This is a genomic window from Hydrogenophaga sp. (assembly GCF_019635465.1).
Taxonomy (GTDB): domain Bacteria; phylum Pseudomonadota; class Gammaproteobacteria; order Burkholderiales; family Burkholderiaceae_C; genus Hydrogenophaga.
Genome location: NZ_JAHBZK010000018.1, coordinates 20,515 through 35,294, shown reverse-complemented (window position 1 = coordinate 35,294; position 14,780 = coordinate 20,515). Strand labels below are relative to the sequence as shown.

Sequence of the window (14,780 nt, the reverse complement as noted above, 5' to 3'; positions counted from 1 at the left end):
CGATGCGCGTTCTCAGAACCCTGGTGGTCTACCCCCTCCTGCTGCTCGCAGTAGCCTTCATGCTTGGCCACTGGTGGGTGCACAAGCCGCTGGCGCTGCCGGCCCAGGCCACCGCCGACAAGCCGCTGGAGCTCGACATTGCGCCCGGCAGCTCCGCCCGGGCCGTGGCGCGCCGGGTCCAGGCCGCCGGCGTCGACGTCATGCCCGAACTGCTGTTCGCCTGGTTTCGCCTGTCGGGCCAGTCGCGCGACATCAAGTCGGGCGTGTACGAAATCGATCCGGGTGACACGCCACGCTCCCTGCTGTCCAAACTGGTCCGGGGTGAGCAGGCCTTGATCAGCGTGCAGATCGTCGAAGGACTGACCGCTGCCCAGGCCATTGGCGCCTTGCAAGCCTCGCCGGACCTCACCCAGGACCTCGCCGGCCTGAGCCTCGAGCAGATCATGGAGCGCCTGGGCAAGGCCGGCGTGCATGCCGAGGGCCGGTTCTTCCCAGACACCTACCGCGTGGTCAAACACGCCACCTTGTCGTCGGTGCTGCGCGAAGCGGCCCGCGCCATGGATGAGCGCCTGGCGCGCGCCTGGGACAGCCGCGACCCGGCATCGCCGTTGCAATCGCCCGAAGAAGCCCTGGTGCTGGCCAGCATCGTCGAGAAGGAAACCGGTCGCGACGCGGATCGCTCGCTGGTGGCCGGTGTGTTCTCCAATCGCCTGCGGGTGGGCATGCGGCTGCAGACCGACCCCACCGTCATCTACGGCCTGGGCGAGCGCTTCGACGGCAACCTGCGCCGCGTCGACCTGACCACCGACACCCCCTACAACACCTATACGCGTGCCGGGCTGCCGCCGACACCAATCGCGCTGCCCGGCATGGCCTCGCTGATGGCAGCAGTTCAACCGGCCAGTACCAAAGCCATGTATTTCGTCGCGCGGGGTGATGGGTCGAGCCACTTCAGTGCCACGCTGGGCGAACACAACGCCGCGGTTCGACGCTACCAGTTGCGCCGCTGATCCGCATGTCACTTCCCCAGGGTCTTTTCATCTCCTTCGAAGGCATCGACGGCGCAGGCAAGTCCACCCACATCGATGCCATCGCCCAGGCGTTCAGCGCACAGGGCCGCCAGGTCGTGCTCACGCGCGAGCCGGGCGGCACACCGCTGGCCGAAAAGCTGCGCGAGCTCGTGCTCAACGACCCCATGGATCCGCTGAGCGAAGCCTTGCTGATGTTCGCCGCCCGGCGCGACCACCTCGTCAACGTCATTGAACCCGCTCTGGCTGCCGGCGCGGTCGTGCTGTGCGACCGGTTTACCGACGCCACCTTTGCCTACCAGGGCCATGGCCGGGGCTTTGACCTGTCGGTGCTGACCACGCTGGAGCAATGGGTGCAGGGCAGGACGCATGGCGGCCTGCGTCAACCCGACCTGACCATCTGGTTCGACCTGCCCGCTGCGGTGGCGGCCCAACGCCTGGCCACCGCACGCGTGCCCGACCGCTTCGAAGCCCAGCCCCAGGCGTTCTTCGAACGCGTGGCCCAGGGCTACGCCGCGAGGGCCGCTGCCGAGCCGGCGCGTTTTGCCCGTATCGCGGCCGACCAGGCCCGCGAGCAAGTGGCGCAGGCCGTGCGCGAGGCCTTTGTGCAGAGAGGGTGGTTGGCCCAGCCATGAGCGCCACCTCGCACGCCCTGGCTCCCTGGCTGCTGCGCCAGCTCCGGCAATTGCTGGGCCAGCGTGGGCACGCAGTGCTGCTGGCGGGCCCCTCGGGGCTCGGCCAGTACGAGCTGGCGCTGGCCCTGGCTCGGGCCTGGTTGTGCGAGCGACCCACGGCGGACGGCGCGTGTGGTCAATGCGCCAGTTGCCACGCCATCGACGTGCGCACCCATGCCGACCTGTGCGCGCTCATGCCCGAGACGCTGTGCATGACGCTGGGCTGGCCCATCGACGAGAGCGATCAGCGCGAGATCGACGACAAGAAGCGCAAACCCAGCCGCTTCATCCGCGTCGAGGCGGCTCGCCAGGCCGTGGCGTTCACCCAGACCACCAGCGCGCGCGGTGGTCTGAAGGTGGTGATGGTGTACCCGGCGGACCGGCTCAACATTGAAGCCGCCAACACATTGCTCAAGACCCTGGAAGAGCCCTCGCCGGGCGTGCGATTCGTGCTCGCCACCGAGGCTGTGCATCAGTTGTTGCCCACCATCCGCAGCCGCTGCCAGACGGTGCAGCTGGGCTGGCCAGACCCCGTGGAGGGTCGCGAATGGCTGCAGGACCACGGCGGACTCAGCGAATCGGCGGCCATGGCGTGGTGGCAGGCCTCGGGTGGACGCCCCGACATGGCGCTGGCGCTGGCCGGCAGCGGGTTGACGCCCCAGCAGTGGCTGGGTCTGCCGCATGCCCTGGCCCGCGGCGACTGGACCTCGTTGGCCGATCAGACGCCCAGCGCACAGCTCGATGTGCTGCAAAAGCTCTGCCACGACCTGATGGCACACGCTGCGGGTGCCACCACCCGATTCTTCCCCGCCGAGCACCTGCCCGCACCACCGCCCTGGCGCGTGCTGGCACTGTGGTCTCGCGAGCTCACCCTGGCAGCGCGCAGCGTGGAACACCCCTTCCAGGCCGGCCTGCTGCAGGAGGCATGGGCCGCGCGCGCTCGCGAGGCGTTGGGGACCGCCCGTCGCTGAATGCCCCCCGATCGTGACCCAATGCCGGAACTGGACCCGCTCTCGGGTTTGAATCGGACCTTTGCTGACTCTGAACACCCGTAAACTCGCGCCCCATGAGCACCAATCCGACCACCGCTGCGGCCCGCCCCAGCGTGATCCAGCTCTCGATCAAGGAGAAGGCCGCGCTGTACGCCGCCTACATCCCGCTGTTCGGTGAGGGTGGCATCTTCATTCCTTCGTCGCGTGAGTACCGCCTCGGCGACGACGTCTATGTGTTGCTGAGCCTGCCGGAAGACCCGCAGCGCTACCCGGTGGCGGGCAAGGTGGCCTGGGTCACGCCTGCCAAGGCACAGGGCGGGCGCACGCAGGGCGTGGGCATCCGCTTCCCGGCGGACGAAAAGTCCAAACAGCTCAAGCTCAAGATCGAAGAGATCCTGGGTGCCAACCTGAACTCGGACCGCCAGACCCAGACGCTCTGACCCGCCAAGCGCCTCGGACAACGCCTCGCCGCTGACAGCCGCGAGGCGTTTTTCATGGATCATCGCCGCATGTTCACCGACTCCCATTGCCACCTCAGCTACCCCGGCCTGCGCGAAAACATCCCGCAGGTGCTGGCCGACATGCAGGCCGCCGCCGTTGACCGCGCTTTGTGCATCTGCACGACCCTGGAAGAGTTCGACGACGTCCATTCGATCGCCATGGGCAGCGACGCCCTGTGGGCAACGGTGGGTGTGCACCCCGACAACGACGATGTGCGCGAGCCCACCCTGGAGGACCTGCTGGCCAGCGCGGCAAGGCCCAAGGTGGTGGGCATCGGCGAGACCGGACTGGACTACTACCGGCTGGGCGAGCGCAGCCTGGCCGACATGGAATGGCAGCGCGAACGGTTCCGGGTCCACATTCGCGCCGCGCGCGCAACCGGGTTGCCGTTGGTGATCCACACCCGCTCGGCGTCCGACGACACGCTGGCCATCCTGCGCGAGGAGGGTGGTTTCGGCTCGGCCGACCGGGGCAACGTGGCGCGCGGTGTGTTCCATTGCTTCACCGAAACCGACGCAGTGGCCAAGGCGGCGCTGGACCTGGGCTTCTACATCTCGTTTTCGGGCATCGTGACCTTTCGCAATGCCGCCGACCTGCGTGAGACTGCCCGCTGGGTGCCCGACGACCGCTTGCTGATCGAAACCGACAGCCCCTACCTGGCGCCCGTGCCCCACCGCGGCAAGACCAACACGCCGGCCTGGGTGCCCCACGTGGCGAGCGCGCTGGCGCAGGTGAGGGAGGTTGAAGTGGCCTCGATTGCCGACTGCACGAACGCCAACTTCGAGCGCCTGTTCGATCGTGTTCTGGCCAGAGTCCAAGCTGTCAATTCCTGAGAAATCACATGCGATTAATCAAAAAGCGCATTGTCATTCAATGGTTATTTGCCGTTTCAATAACACCTGCTTTGAGCGCTCGGGCGCAGTCGTATGACGACTTTTTTGCCGCCATCAAGCGCGACGACATCGACACTGTGCAGCGGCTGGCATCGCGAGGGTTCGATCTCAATACGCTCGACCCGTCCGGCCAGCACCCGCTGTACCTGGCCATCCGCGATGAGGCCCCCAAGGTCAGCACCTACCTGGTCCGGCAGCCGTCGGTGAAGGTCGAGGTGCGCAACGCCAAAGGGGAGTCACCCCTGATGATGGCCGCGCTCAAGGCCCGGCTCGACCTGATTGAGGCCCTCATTGCGCGCGGCGCCGAGGTCAACAAGCCCGGATGGGCACCCTTGCACTACGCCGCCACCAACCCTGGCGAACAAAGCCTGCCGGTGGCGCGTCTGTTGCTTGAACGCTATGCCTTCATCGACGCGCAGTCGCCCAACGGCACCACGCCGCTGATGATGGCCGCCCACTACGGCAACAAGGCGGTGGTCAAGCTGCTGCTCGACGAGGGCGCCGACACCGCGATGAAGAACGAGCAGGGGCTCAGCGCCATCGACTTCGCTCATCGCGCGGGGCGCGGCGATGTGGCCGAGCTGATCGCCGCCGCCATCCGCCAGCGGCAATCCACTGGCAAGTGGTGAAAGGGCGAATGGGCGTCGCGCAGGCGACGCCTGTGCGTAGGTGAATCCCACATGACCGCGCCCTGAGGGGCCGCGCACAATCTGGCGGTTTGGAAATTCGAGGAGACGTCTTGAAGATCGCCAGCCAGAAGGACTTCCTGTCCGGAATCATGTTCATGGCCGTGGGCATAGCGTTCGCGCTTGGTGCCCGCAATTTCGACATCGGCGAAGCCGCGCGCATGGGGCCGGGGTACTTCCCGTTCATGCTGGGCATCTTGCTGGCTGTGCTGGGCGTGGTCATCACGCTGCAAGGCGTGCGGGGCTCGCCACGTGCGGGTGAAGACATCGGCACCTTGTCGTGGCGCCCGCTGCTGTTCATCCTGGGCGCCAACCTGGCGTTCGGCGCGCTGCTCGTGGGTGTGCCTGCACTGGGCATTCCGGCGTTCGGTCTGATCGTGGCGCTCTATGCGCTGGTGATCATCTCAGGCTACGCCCGTCCGGACCACCGGCTCAAGGAGTCGATCGTGCTGGCCACCATCCTGGCGGTGGGCAGTTATGTCGCCTTCGTCTACGCGCTGCGCCTGCAGTTCCCCGTGTTGCCCTGGTTCCTGCAGCCCTGAGGCCGGAGACTATTCATGGATCTGATCAACAACCTCCTGCTGGGCTTCGGCGTTGCCGTCTCGCTGCAGAACATCATTTACTGCTTTGTCGGCGTGCTGCTGGGCACGCTGATCGGTGTGTTGCCGGGCCTGGGCCCGCTGGCCACCATCGCCATGCTGCTGCCAGTCACCTACGGGCTGGAGCCGGTGTCGGCACTCATCATGCTGGCCGGCATCTACTACGGCGCGCAGTACGGCGGCTCCACCACCGCCATCCTGGTCAACCTGCCGGGCGAGTCGTCGTCGGTGGTGACCGTGATCGACGGTTACCAGATGGCCCGCAAGGGCAGGGCAGGCCCCGCGCTGGCGGCTGCCGGTCTGGGCTCGTTCTTTGCTGGCTGCGTGGCCACCCTGGTGCTGGCCGCCTTTGCGCCGCCGCTGACGGAAGTCGCGCTGAGTTTCGGCCCGTCCGAGTACTTCGCGCTCATGGTGCTGGGCCTGATCGGCGCGGTGGTGCTGGCCTCGGGTTCGCTGCTCAAGGCACTGGCGATGATTGTGCTTGGTCTGCTGCTGGGCCTGGTCGGCACCGACATCAACTCCGGCGTCGCGCGCTTCACCTTCGACATTCCGGAACTCACCGACGGCATCAGCTTCGTGGTGGTGGCCATGGGCGTGTTCGGCTATGGCGAGATCATCAGCAACCTGTCGCACGACGACGAAAACCGCGAAGTGTTCACCGCCAAGGTCACGGGCATCATGCCCACGGCCGAGGACTTCAAGCTCATGCTGCCGGCGGTCATTCGCGGCACGGCGCTGGGCTCGGCGCTCGGCATCCTGCCGGGTGGCGGCGCCTTGTTGTCTTCGTTTGCGGCCTACACCATCGAGAAGAAGACCAAGCTCAAACCCGGTGAGGTGCCGTTCGGCCAAGGCAACATCCGCGGTGTGGCGGCGCCGGAGTCGGCCAACAACGCTGGCTCGCAGACCTCCTTCATTCCGCTGCTGACGCTGGGCATTCCACCCAACGCCGTGATGGCACTGATGGTGGGTGCCATGACCATCCACAACATCCAGCCCGGCCCGCAGGTGATGACCAGCAACCCGGACCTGTTCTGGGGCCTGATCGCCTCGATGTGGATCGGCAACGCCATGCTGATCATCCTGAACCTGCCCCTGATCGGGCTGTGGATCAAGCTGCTGACGGTGCCCTACAAGTGGCTGTACCCGGCGATCGTGCTGTTCTGTGCCATTGGCGTGTACTCGACCAACAACAACAGCTTCGACATCTGGATGGTCGCCATCTTCGGCTTCATCGGCTACGCCTTCATCAAGCTCGGCTGTGAGCCAGCGCCCTTGCTGCTGGGCTTCATCCTGGGGCCGATGATGGAGGAGTACCTGCGCCGCGCCTTGCTGATCTCGCGTGGCGACTGGGGCGTGTTCGTGACACGTCCAATCTCGGCGTCGCTGCTGGTGGCGGCCCTGGTGCTGCTGGCGATCGTGTTGCTACCTTCGGTCAAGAAGAAGCGCGAGGAAGCGTTCGTCGAAGAGTGACGGCGCTTGGCAAGTCACAACAAAAAGCCCCGGTGCTCGCGCCCGGGGCTTTTTGCTGTGGGTAAGACGCCAGCCGATCAGTCGAACAGTCGGGCAGCCACCTCGGAGCCAAACGATTCGGTCGCGAAAGTCCTAGCCGCTGCCTGTCGGGCTTCCGGGCCCAGGCGTGGCGCCCGATTGGCAATTTCCCTCATTGCGCGCTGACTGGTCTCCTTGACCGGCGCCGACACAGACGACGAATACGGCGTACCCACTGAACGGAGAGTTTGCTGGATGGTGCTCATGGTGCTTCTGCGTGAATTTGGAGGACGGTGAATGGCTTTGAGGACTGGCTCAGGCAAACATGCCGATGTCCAGGCGGTTTGGCTCAAGCGGCATGGAAGGCTTCTGTGGCATCAGCGGTTGTGCCACCACGTCGCGCCACAACTGAATTTGCTCTGTCAGGTGGTCCAGCTCTGCGCCCAAGGCCACGGCATCGAGCTCGTGCAGCGACCAGTTGGCCAGCAGCTCGTAGCGGTTGTCCGGGGCCAGGCCCAGCGCAGGCATCGGAATGACACCCTGGCTGCGCAGGATGAGTTCGTTGATGGCATGCCGCTGTGCGGTGTCCGCCACCAGCCCGAGTTCGGCGCGAAACCGGATCTGCTGACTGGGACCGTCGTATTCGGCGTCCAGCAGCGTCTCGTCGCGCAGCACCACGATCCAGGCGTCCGAGCCTTCTTCACGCACCACCGCCCAGGCACTGGAATGTTCGGCGGCTTTTTGCAGCAGGTCTTCGACAATGGCGACGTCCATGGGCTTTGGTGGCAATGGATGAGAGGATGGCTGGTGGGTAACGGCTGAACTGGTCTGGGTTCCTCATCCTGTCGATAGTTTCTACGATGTATATTATGTAAAGTTAAAGATTGCCCGATGCTGGCTTGAAACTTGCCAGTGTTCCGGTGCCAATTTCCCGGCCAATGGCCCCGGGCAAATCCCAGCCTCCTGGAGCCAGCGTCGGCTGGGGCCAGACCTACAATCCGCTCGCCAAAATTCAATGGTGCACAACGCACCCAATGAGGAAACCCGTTCATGAAATACCTCGCCTTGTCCGCCACCCTGTTCGCAGCCGCCGCCCTGACGGCCTGTGGTCAGAAGGAAGAACCCGCGCCCGCTGCTGCGCCCGCGCCGGCGCCTGCTGCCGCACCCGCTGCTGCACCGGCGCCCGAAATGCCCGAACTCAAGGTCGCCATCGACCCCACGTACGAGCCCTTCACCTTCAAAACGTCGGACGGCAAGCCCACCGGCTTTGACGTGGACATCGCCGAAGCCCTTTGCAACCAGATCAAGCGCAAGTGCGTCTACGTCGAGCAACTCTGGGACAGCATGATCCCCGGCCTGCAGGCCAAGAAGTACGACGTGATCATCAGCTCGATGTCCATCACCGACGAGCGCAAGAAGGTCATCGACTTCACGGACAAGTACTACAACACGCCCAGCCGCATCGTGGTCAAGGCCGACACCGCCTTCACCGATCTGCCATCGCTCAAAGGCAAGAAGATCGGCGTGCTCAAAGGCAGCACGCAAGAGAAATACGCCATGGGTGAACTCAAGCCCGCAGGTGTGGTCGTGACCCCCTACGAAGCGCAGGACCAAGTCTACCTCGACATCAAATCGGGCCGCCTGGACGGCACCGTGGCCGACGCTGTCGAAGTCACTGGTGGCTTCCTGAGCAAACCCGAAGGCCAGGGCTATGGCTTCGTGGGTCCGGTGCTCAACGACGTCAAGTACTTCGGCTACGGCGCCGGTGTGGCCCTGCGTCAGGGCGAAGACGGCCTCAAGACCGAATTGAACGACGCCATCAAGGCCATCCGTGCCAACGGCGTCTACGACACGGTCGCCAAGAAGTACTTCAACTTCGACGTGTACGGCCAATAAGCTGCACGGGTTTTGTCCAGCTACTTTCAGCTGATCCTGCAAGGCGCCCTCGTCACCGTGGGCGTCTCGCTGGCATCGCTGGCACTGTCGATCGTGCTGGGGTTGGCGGGCGCGGCGGCAAAGCTGTCGGGCCGGCCTCCACTGGTGGGCCTGGCCACGGTCTACACCACCGTGGTGCGTGGTGTGCCTGAACTGGTGCTCATGCTGCTGATCTTCTACGGCGGCACCATCGGGCTCAACCACCTCATCGAAGCGCTCGGCAGCCGCCAGACGATCGACATCAACCCGTTTGCCGCCGGTGTGCTGACCATCGGGTTCATCTACGGCGCCTACATGACCGAAACCTTCCGGGGGGCGATCCTCGCCATCCCGAGAGGCCAGATGGAGGCCGCCTGGGCCTTCGGCATGGGCAATGTGCGCACCTTTGTGCGCATCACCCTGCCGCAGATGGTGCGCTACGCCATTCCCGGCTTCACCAACAACTGGCTGGTACTGATCAAGTCGACGGCCCTGGTCAGCCTGATCGGCCTGCACGACATGACCTACCTGGCCAAGCAGGCCAGCGCGGCCACACGCCAGCCGTTCACCTTCTTCCTGTTCGCGGCCGCACTGTTCCTGGTCTACACATCGGTGTCGCTGTGGGCACTGCGATGGGTGGACCGCCGCTTCAGCCTCGGCGTCAAGCGCGGCCACGTCTGAGGGTTGAACGATGCGCTGGTCCGTCATCTTCGAACCCGAGCACCTGGCGATGTACGCGCACGGCGCGGCCACCACGCTGGGGCTGTTGCTGTCTTCGCTGGCCATTGGCGCCGTGCTGGCGCTGGTCTTCGCGGTCGCCCTCACCCACGGCCCACGGCCTTTGCGCTGGCTCGTCGGTGCCTACACCTATGTCATCCGCGGCACGCCGCTGCTGATTCAGGTCTACATGATCTATTACGGCCTGGCCCAACTCGAGTGGATCCAGGCGCGCTGGGACGCGGTCTGGCCCTGGATCTATTTCAAGGACGCGTTTTTCTGCATCCTGCTGGCCTTCAGCCTCAACACCGCGGGCTACACCGCCGAGATGCTGGCCGGCTCCATCCGCGAAACCTCCGCCGGCGAAATCGAAGCCGCGCAAGCCATGGGCATGGGCCGCTGGCTGGCCCTGCGCCGCATCGTGCTGCCCAGCGCCATCCGGCGCACCCTGCCCGCTTACAGCAACGAGGTGGTGATGATGCTGCACAGCACCAGCCTGGCCAGCGCGGTGCCCGCCATGCTCGACATCACCGCCGCGGCCAGCCGCATCTACTCCGACTACTACCTGCCGTTCGAGGCCTATTTGTTCGCCGCCGGCATCTACCTGTCCATCACCTTCAGCCTGGTGGGTCTGTTCAAGCTCACCGAGCGACGACTGCTGGCGCATCTGGCGCCACGAACGCACTGACGACAGCAACGCATCATGGTCCGCACCGAACATCCGTTGGTCAGCGCCAGCCTGGGGCACCAGAAGACCCTGGTGTCGTTTGCCTACGGCGACCCCACGGCGCGGCCCAAGGTCTACATCCAGGCAAGTCTGCACGCCGAAGAACTGCCCGGCATGCTGGTGGCGCACCACCTGCGCCCCATGCTCGATCAGGCCGAGCGCGAAGGACGCGTGCGCGGCCACGTGGTGCTGGTGCCAGCAGCCAACCCGATCGGCCTGGCCCAGCGGCTCGACCACAAGGCCATGGGCCGCTTCGAGCTCGGCAGCGGCCAGAACTTCAACCGGCACTACCCCGACCTCGCGGGCGCCGTGCTCGACGTGGTGAAGGATCGCCTCGGTCCGGATGCCGCCGCCAACGTGGCGCTGGTGCGCTCGGCCGTCACCGACTGGCTGCGGGCCTGGACACCGGCCACCGAGCTGGACAGCCTGCGACACGAACTGCTGCTGATGGCGCACGACGCTGACGTGGTGCTGGACATGCATTGCGACTGGGAGGCCGTGATGCACATGTACGCCGAAGAGGCCTGCTGGCCGCCGCTGGCGCCCCTGGCCAGCCTGCTGGCCTGCCAGGCCGTGCTCATTGCCCGCGATTCGGGCGGCGGCCCCTTCGACGAATGTCTGTCGGGGCTTTGGTGGCAGTTGGCAGAGCGGTTGCGGGCCCTTGGTGTGCGCCATCCGCTGCCCCAGGGCTGTGCCAGCACCACGCTCGAATTTCGCGGCGAGGCCGACGTCACCCACGACCACGCCCGACGCGACGCCAAGGCCATCGTCGCGTTCCTCGCCCACCTGGGTGTGCTGGCGGGGCCCGCCCCTGCCCTGCCTGCACCCAGTTGTGAGCCGACCCCCCTGGCAGGCTCCGAAACGCTCAACAGCCCGGTCGCGGGCGTCGTGGTCTTTCATGCCCGCCCCGGCGACATGCTTGCCGTTGGCGATCTCGTGGCCGAGGTCATCGACCCCACCGCGGCCGATACCGCCCGCGTTCACCGCGTGGAGGCCGGTGTGGCCGGCGTGCTGTATGCCACCGTCGGCGAGCGCTACTGCGTCACCGGTGGCGAGATCGGCAAGATCGCCGGCGCCACCCCTTTTCGCACCGGCCCCTTGCTGGGCGCCTGACCTCACCGCTCCATGACCGAACCGACCTCAACCGCCGCCGCACCGCTGCTGGCCGTGCACGACATCCACAAGCGCTTCGGTGCCAACGAGGTGCTCAAGGGTGTCTCGCTGCAGGCGAACGCCGGCGACGTGATCAGCCTCATCGGCAGTTCAGGCTCGGGCAAGAGCACCCTCCTGCGCTGCATCAACCTGCTGGAAAAGCCCAACGCCGGGCGCATCGTGCTCGGCGGTGAGGAACTCAGACTCAAGGCCGGCCGGCACGGCGAGTTGCAGGCGGTCGACGCAGCCCAGCTGCAACGCCTGCGCACACGCCTGGCCATGGTGTTCCAGCACTTCAACCTCTGGGCCCACATGACGGTGCTGCAGAACATCATTGAAGCACCCGTGCACGTGCTGGGTGTCTCGCGCGATCAAGCGGTGCAGACGGCGCGCAAGTACCTCGAGCGTGTGGGTCTGCAAGGCGTCGAAGACCGCTACCCCGCGCACATGAGCGGTGGGCAACAGCAGCGCGTGGCCATTGCGCGCGCGCTGGCAGTGGAACCCGCGGTGATGCTGTTCGACGAGCCGACCTCGGCGCTCGACCCCGAACTGGTCGGCGAGGTCTTGCGCGTCATGAAATTGCTGGCCGAAGAAGGCCGCACCATGGTGGTGGTCACGCACGAGATGGGTTTTGCGCGCGAGGTGTCCTCGCACCTGATCTTTCTGCACAAAGGCTGCATCGAGGAGCAAGGGCAACCGGCCGAGGTGCTGGCGCGCCCCAAGAGCGAACGGCTGGCGCAGTTCCTCAAGGGCAACCTCAAGTAGACCGGCCCTGCTCCCAGGGCAGGCGAGCCTGGCGTTGCCTCAGGGCGTCAGCTCAAGCTGGTGCGCCCACCCGCTTGGGTTCAGGCTGAGCACACGTGACTCATTGGCGGCCCAGGCTTCGCTCATGTCGCGGTAGCGGCTCGAGAACACATTGCCGCTCTGGCCGGTCTGGTAGATGAAACGCGAGCGATCCAGATCGGCCAGATCGTAGATGGCGCGCAGGCTCGCGGCGTGCCGGTTGGCAAAAGGTGCGTCCACTTTGTCGAGGTGGTACTGCCCCACATTGACCGTGAACGGATCGCCCCCCGTCGGTACCGTCACGTTGAACAGCCGGGCCAACGGTTTCACCTCGGCAAAGGGCCGGTGCGCCGAGATCGCCGGGTGCACGTCGCCCCAGCGCCATTGGGCCACGTCGTCGCCGCACATGGTCACGATGCGCTGCAAGGCCCGCGTGAACGCCACGCTGCTGGCCGCCGCGCAGCCCGATGCGCCGCACCAGGCCGGGTCATCGGAGGCCAGGATGCCTTCGACGGCCGCGCGAAAGTTGCGTTTGCCATAGATGGTGGCAAAACGCGCCTTGCCCAGACGGGTGCCGATGACGCCGCGCGCGAACTCGTCGACCCAGACGCTGAAGATCAGCGCGGCGACCGAGTCGCTGGCCATCACCCCATCAAAACCCTGCAAGGCCTGCATGGCCGCGGCGGCCTGCGGGTGGTCGCTGCGCGCCTTCAGCAAAAACGGCAGGAGACGCACTGTGGCGGCGGCGTAGAGGTCGCCTTGCATGGCCCGAAAGCTCGCCACGTCGTGGCGAAGCGTTTGCTGCAGCATTTCTTCGATGCGGCGTTGGCGGTACGGCGGCACCCAGTCCTGCGTCAGAAAGTGCGGGTAGTCCGGGCCGTGGACGCGCTGGTTGGCCGTGGCGATCCAGCCCTTGGCGCCATCGTCTTCGGGCGTCTGCTCATACGGCAACCAACCCGTCCAGTCGTAGCGCGCCTCCCACCCGGGTGACGGCGCCACGCCGCGAATGTCGTTGTCGGCAGCGCGAACCGGCACCTGGCCGGCCGCCTTGTAGGCAATGCGGCCCTGGCGATCGGCCATCACCACGTTCTGCATGGGCGCGCGAAAGTCGCGCAGTGCCAGCCGCAGCTCATCAACGCTCTGGGCGCGGTTGCCTTCGATGGTGGCCAGCACATTGCCATCGTCGGCTTCGAGCGCGGTCCACCGAAGCGCCAGCACATAGCGGCTGGTGTCGATCACCTCGCCATAGCGCGCCTGGGCATCGCTGATCACCGGACCATGGCGCGTGCTGCGCACCAGGTGGGTCACGTCGCCCTGCCCCTTGACCTTGATGGTCTCCACGCGCACCTTGAACGGCGCCCAGGCCGACTCGGTGCCGGTCGACGGCACCCGGTACTCGCCCCCATTGGCCGGATTGATCTGCTCCAGATACAGGTCTTGAACGTCCGGGCCGGTGTTGGTGAAACCCCAGGCGAGGTTGGCTGTGCGCCCCAGCACGACGAAGGGTGTGCCTGGCAACGTGGCGCCGATCACGTCCATGCCCTTCAGGCCGGCGACGTCGGGCGCCTGCAGGCGGGCAAAGTACCAGATCGCCGGCGCACTCAGCCCCAGATGGGGGTCGTTGGCCAGCAGCGGCAGCCCACTGGTGGTGCGCGCGCCGGACACCACCCAGTTGTTCGAGCCCTTGCCCTCGGTGTGACCAAAGGCCTCAGTCCAGGCCTGCAGCCCCGCGGCAATGCGCTCCCGCAAGCCACCCAGCTGTGGTGGCGCCTGCGCCGTGGTCTTGAACGCGTCCTCGCGATACACGCCGAGCTCGCGGTACAGGCGCGCCAGATCGGCCGTTGCGGCGCGAGGCTCCCCTTCGTAGGGCGGAAACAGCGCCCACATCGCGTCGGTGTCGAGCACCTGCAAGGCGGTCAGGCGGGCGAATTCGTTGCCCCAGTTGCCCCCCAGGTCCAGCGCCATCATGAGCGACCAGCCCACACTGTCGGCCGCGTCCCACCAAGCGCCATCGCGGGCCGATGCGCCGGGGTCCACGCCCAGCACCAGGAACTCCGGTGTGCGGGCCTGGTCGCTGCTGGCAAAAAAGGCGTTGACGCCGGTGCTGTAGGCCTCCATGGCCTGGCGCGCCTCGCTGGGCAACGTGGCCAACTGTCGTTGCGCGACCTGACGAATGCCCAGGGTGCGCAACAGCTTGTCGGTCTCCAGCGTGGCCGGGCCCAGGAATTCGGACAGCCTGCCGCGCATCACGGCCCGGTTGAAGGCCAGTTGCCAGCCACGTTCTTGCGCATGCACGTAACCCAGGGCCATCCAGGCATCGGTGCTGCGCTGCGCCAGGATGTGCGTGACGTCGCTCGAATCGCGATTCACCTGCACCGGTGCACTCAGGCCCGCCAGCCTGAGCTGGCCGTCGAGCTGCGGCAAGGTCTGGCGCACGTACCAGATGCCCATGGCCGCCGACAGCACCAGCAGCAGGCCGATGGCGGACAACAAACGGCGAATCCAACGCATGGGGCTTGTCTCCTCGGCTCAGATGGGTGCCCGAGGATAAGGGCCTGCGTCGTACGCTGTCACCCGGCGTATCACCGGACGTATTTCAGGGCGTATTTCAGGGCGTATTTCAGGG

At 66.1% G+C, this 14,780-nt stretch carries 16 protein-coding genes; 13 read left to right on the top strand and 3 right to left on the bottom strand.

The features are described 5' to 3' along the window. The first annotated feature begins 2 nt into the window (after window positions 1–2). From mltG to KF871_RS15940, 8 genes are all read left to right on the top strand, one after another. Window positions 3–1,010 carry an endolytic transglycosylase MltG gene (gene mltG, locus KF871_RS15975; RefSeq protein ID WP_291144712.1) on the top strand — a complete coding sequence of 336 codons (1,008 nt, stop codon included), beginning with the start codon at window positions 3–5 and terminating at the stop codon, window positions 1,008–1,010. A gap of 5 nt (window positions 1,011–1,015) precedes the next feature. Further along, window positions 1,016–1,663 (top strand): dTMP kinase, encoded by a 648-nt coding sequence (gene tmk, locus KF871_RS15970; protein ID WP_291144710.1) that lies wholly within the window; start codon window positions 1,016–1,018, stop codon window positions 1,661–1,663. Beyond that, the gene (locus tag KF871_RS15965; RefSeq protein WP_291144708.1) at window positions 1,660–2,673 is read left to right on the top strand and encodes a DNA polymerase III subunit delta'; all 1,014 of its coding nucleotides are present in this window, start codon (window positions 1,660–1,662) and stop codon (window positions 2,671–2,673) included. Before tmk ends, KF871_RS15965 begins: the two co-directional genes overlap by 4 nt. A gap of 95 nt (window positions 2,674–2,768) precedes the next feature. Beyond that, entirely contained in the window at window positions 2,769–3,134 is a 366-nt protein-coding gene (locus KF871_RS15960; RefSeq protein WP_291144706.1) for a PilZ domain-containing protein, read from the top strand. A 69-nt stretch (window positions 3,135–3,203) separates the two neighbouring features. Next, window positions 3,204–4,028, top strand: coding sequence for a TatD family hydrolase (locus tag KF871_RS15955; RefSeq protein WP_291144890.1), 825 nt, complete (start codon window positions 3,204–3,206; stop codon window positions 4,026–4,028). Window positions 4,029–4,099: 71 nt separating this feature from the next. Continuing rightward, window positions 4,100–4,717, top strand: a complete 618-nt coding sequence (locus tag KF871_RS15950; protein WP_291144704.1) for an ankyrin repeat domain-containing protein — start codon at window positions 4,100–4,102, stop codon at window positions 4,715–4,717. A 110-nt stretch (window positions 4,718–4,827) separates the two neighbouring features. Beyond that, window positions 4,828–5,316, top strand: coding sequence for a tripartite tricarboxylate transporter TctB family protein (locus tag KF871_RS15945; protein WP_291144702.1), 489 nt, complete (start codon window positions 4,828–4,830; stop codon window positions 5,314–5,316). A gap of 15 nt (window positions 5,317–5,331) precedes the next feature. After that, window positions 5,332–6,843, top strand: coding sequence for a tripartite tricarboxylate transporter permease (locus KF871_RS15940; RefSeq protein ID WP_291144700.1), 1,512 nt, complete (start codon window positions 5,332–5,334; stop codon window positions 6,841–6,843). A gap of 77 nt (window positions 6,844–6,920) precedes the next feature. Here the strand turns inward: KF871_RS15940 and KF871_RS15935 are convergent, their stop codons facing one another. Together KF871_RS15935 and KF871_RS15930 are read right to left on the bottom strand one after the other, a co-directional pair. Beyond that, a complete protein-coding gene (locus tag KF871_RS15935; RefSeq protein ID WP_291144698.1) occupies window positions 6,921–7,127 on the bottom strand; it encodes a hypothetical protein in 207 nt (68 codons plus the stop codon). 49 nt (window positions 7,128–7,176) lie between these two features. Then, entirely contained in the window at window positions 7,177–7,635 is a 459-nt protein-coding gene (locus tag KF871_RS15930) for a hypothetical protein (RefSeq protein ID WP_291144696.1), read from the bottom strand. Window positions 7,636–8,049: 414 nt separating this feature from the next. On the opposite strand from KF871_RS15930, the gene KF871_RS15925 reads away from it, so the two are divergent. From KF871_RS15925 to KF871_RS15905, 5 genes are read left to right on the top strand one after another with little or no spacing between them, the layout of a single operon-like run. Continuing rightward, window positions 8,050–8,757 carry a transporter substrate-binding domain-containing protein gene (locus tag KF871_RS15925; RefSeq protein WP_367172065.1) on the top strand — a complete coding sequence of 236 codons (708 nt, stop codon included), beginning with the start codon at window positions 8,050–8,052 and terminating at the stop codon, window positions 8,755–8,757. A gap of 12 nt (window positions 8,758–8,769) precedes the next feature. Then, window positions 8,770–9,456: an ABC transporter permease gene (locus tag KF871_RS15920; protein ID WP_291144690.1), complete on the top strand. Its 687-nt coding sequence runs from the start codon at window positions 8,770–8,772 to the stop codon at window positions 9,454–9,456. A 10-nt stretch (window positions 9,457–9,466) separates the two neighbouring features. Then, on the top strand, window positions 9,467–10,180 hold the full coding sequence (locus KF871_RS15915) for an ABC transporter permease subunit (RefSeq protein ID WP_291144687.1): 714 nt from the start codon (window positions 9,467–9,469) through the stop codon (window positions 10,178–10,180). Between the two features lie 15 nt (window positions 10,181–10,195). Further along, window positions 10,196–11,332 carry a M14 family metallopeptidase gene (locus KF871_RS15910; RefSeq protein ID WP_291144685.1) on the top strand — a complete coding sequence of 379 codons (1,137 nt, stop codon included), beginning with the start codon at window positions 10,196–10,198 and terminating at the stop codon, window positions 11,330–11,332. Window positions 11,333–11,344: 12 nt separating this feature from the next. Further along, window positions 11,345–12,136, top strand: a complete 792-nt coding sequence (locus KF871_RS15905; RefSeq protein WP_291144682.1) for an ABC transporter ATP-binding protein — start codon at window positions 11,345–11,347, stop codon at window positions 12,134–12,136. 39 nt (window positions 12,137–12,175) lie between these two features. Here the strand turns inward: KF871_RS15905 and KF871_RS15900 are convergent, their stop codons facing one another. Further along, window positions 12,176–14,665, bottom strand: a complete 2,490-nt coding sequence (locus KF871_RS15900) for a penicillin acylase family protein (protein ID WP_291144679.1) — start codon at window positions 14,663–14,665, stop codon at window positions 12,176–12,178. Between the last annotated feature and the right edge of the window lie 115 nt (window positions 14,666–14,780).

Excerpts from the sequence above, each read along its gene's own strand:
- KF871_RS15900 (WP_291144679.1), bottom strand. The coding sequence starts at position 14,665 with ATGCGTTGGATTCGCCGTTTGTTGTCCGCCATCGGCCTGCTGCTGGTG.
- KF871_RS15935 (WP_291144698.1), bottom strand. The coding sequence starts at position 7,127 with ATGAGCACCATCCAGCAAACTCTCCGTTCAGTGGGTACGCCGTATTCG.
- KF871_RS15910 (WP_291144685.1), top strand. The coding sequence starts at position 10,196 with ATGGTCCGCACCGAACATCCGTTGGTCAGCGCCAGCCTGGGGCACCAG.
- KF871_RS15960 (WP_291144706.1), top strand. The coding sequence starts at position 2,769 with ATGAGCACCAATCCGACCACCGCTGCGGCCCGCCCCAGCGTGATCCAG.
- KF871_RS15915 (WP_291144687.1), top strand. The coding sequence starts at position 9,467 with ATGCGCTGGTCCGTCATCTTCGAACCCGAGCACCTGGCGATGTACGCG.
- KF871_RS15955 (WP_291144890.1), top strand. The coding sequence starts at position 3,204 with ATGTTCACCGACTCCCATTGCCACCTCAGCTACCCCGGCCTGCGCGAA.
- mltG (WP_291144712.1), top strand. The coding sequence starts at position 3 with ATGCGCGTTCTCAGAACCCTGGTGGTCTACCCCCTCCTGCTGCTCGCA.
- KF871_RS15905 (WP_291144682.1), top strand. The coding sequence starts at position 11,345 with ATGACCGAACCGACCTCAACCGCCGCCGCACCGCTGCTGGCCGTGCAC.
- KF871_RS15925 (WP_367172065.1), top strand. The coding sequence starts at position 8,050 with ATGCCCGAACTCAAGGTCGCCATCGACCCCACGTACGAGCCCTTCACC.
- tmk (WP_291144710.1), top strand. The coding sequence starts at position 1,016 with ATGTCACTTCCCCAGGGTCTTTTCATCTCCTTCGAAGGCATCGACGGC.
- KF871_RS15940 (WP_291144700.1), top strand. The coding sequence starts at position 5,332 with ATGGATCTGATCAACAACCTCCTGCTGGGCTTCGGCGTTGCCGTCTCG.
- KF871_RS15930 (WP_291144696.1), bottom strand. The coding sequence starts at position 7,635 with ATGGACGTCGCCATTGTCGAAGACCTGCTGCAAAAAGCCGCCGAACAT.
- KF871_RS15965 (WP_291144708.1), top strand. The coding sequence starts at position 1,660 with ATGAGCGCCACCTCGCACGCCCTGGCTCCCTGGCTGCTGCGCCAGCTC.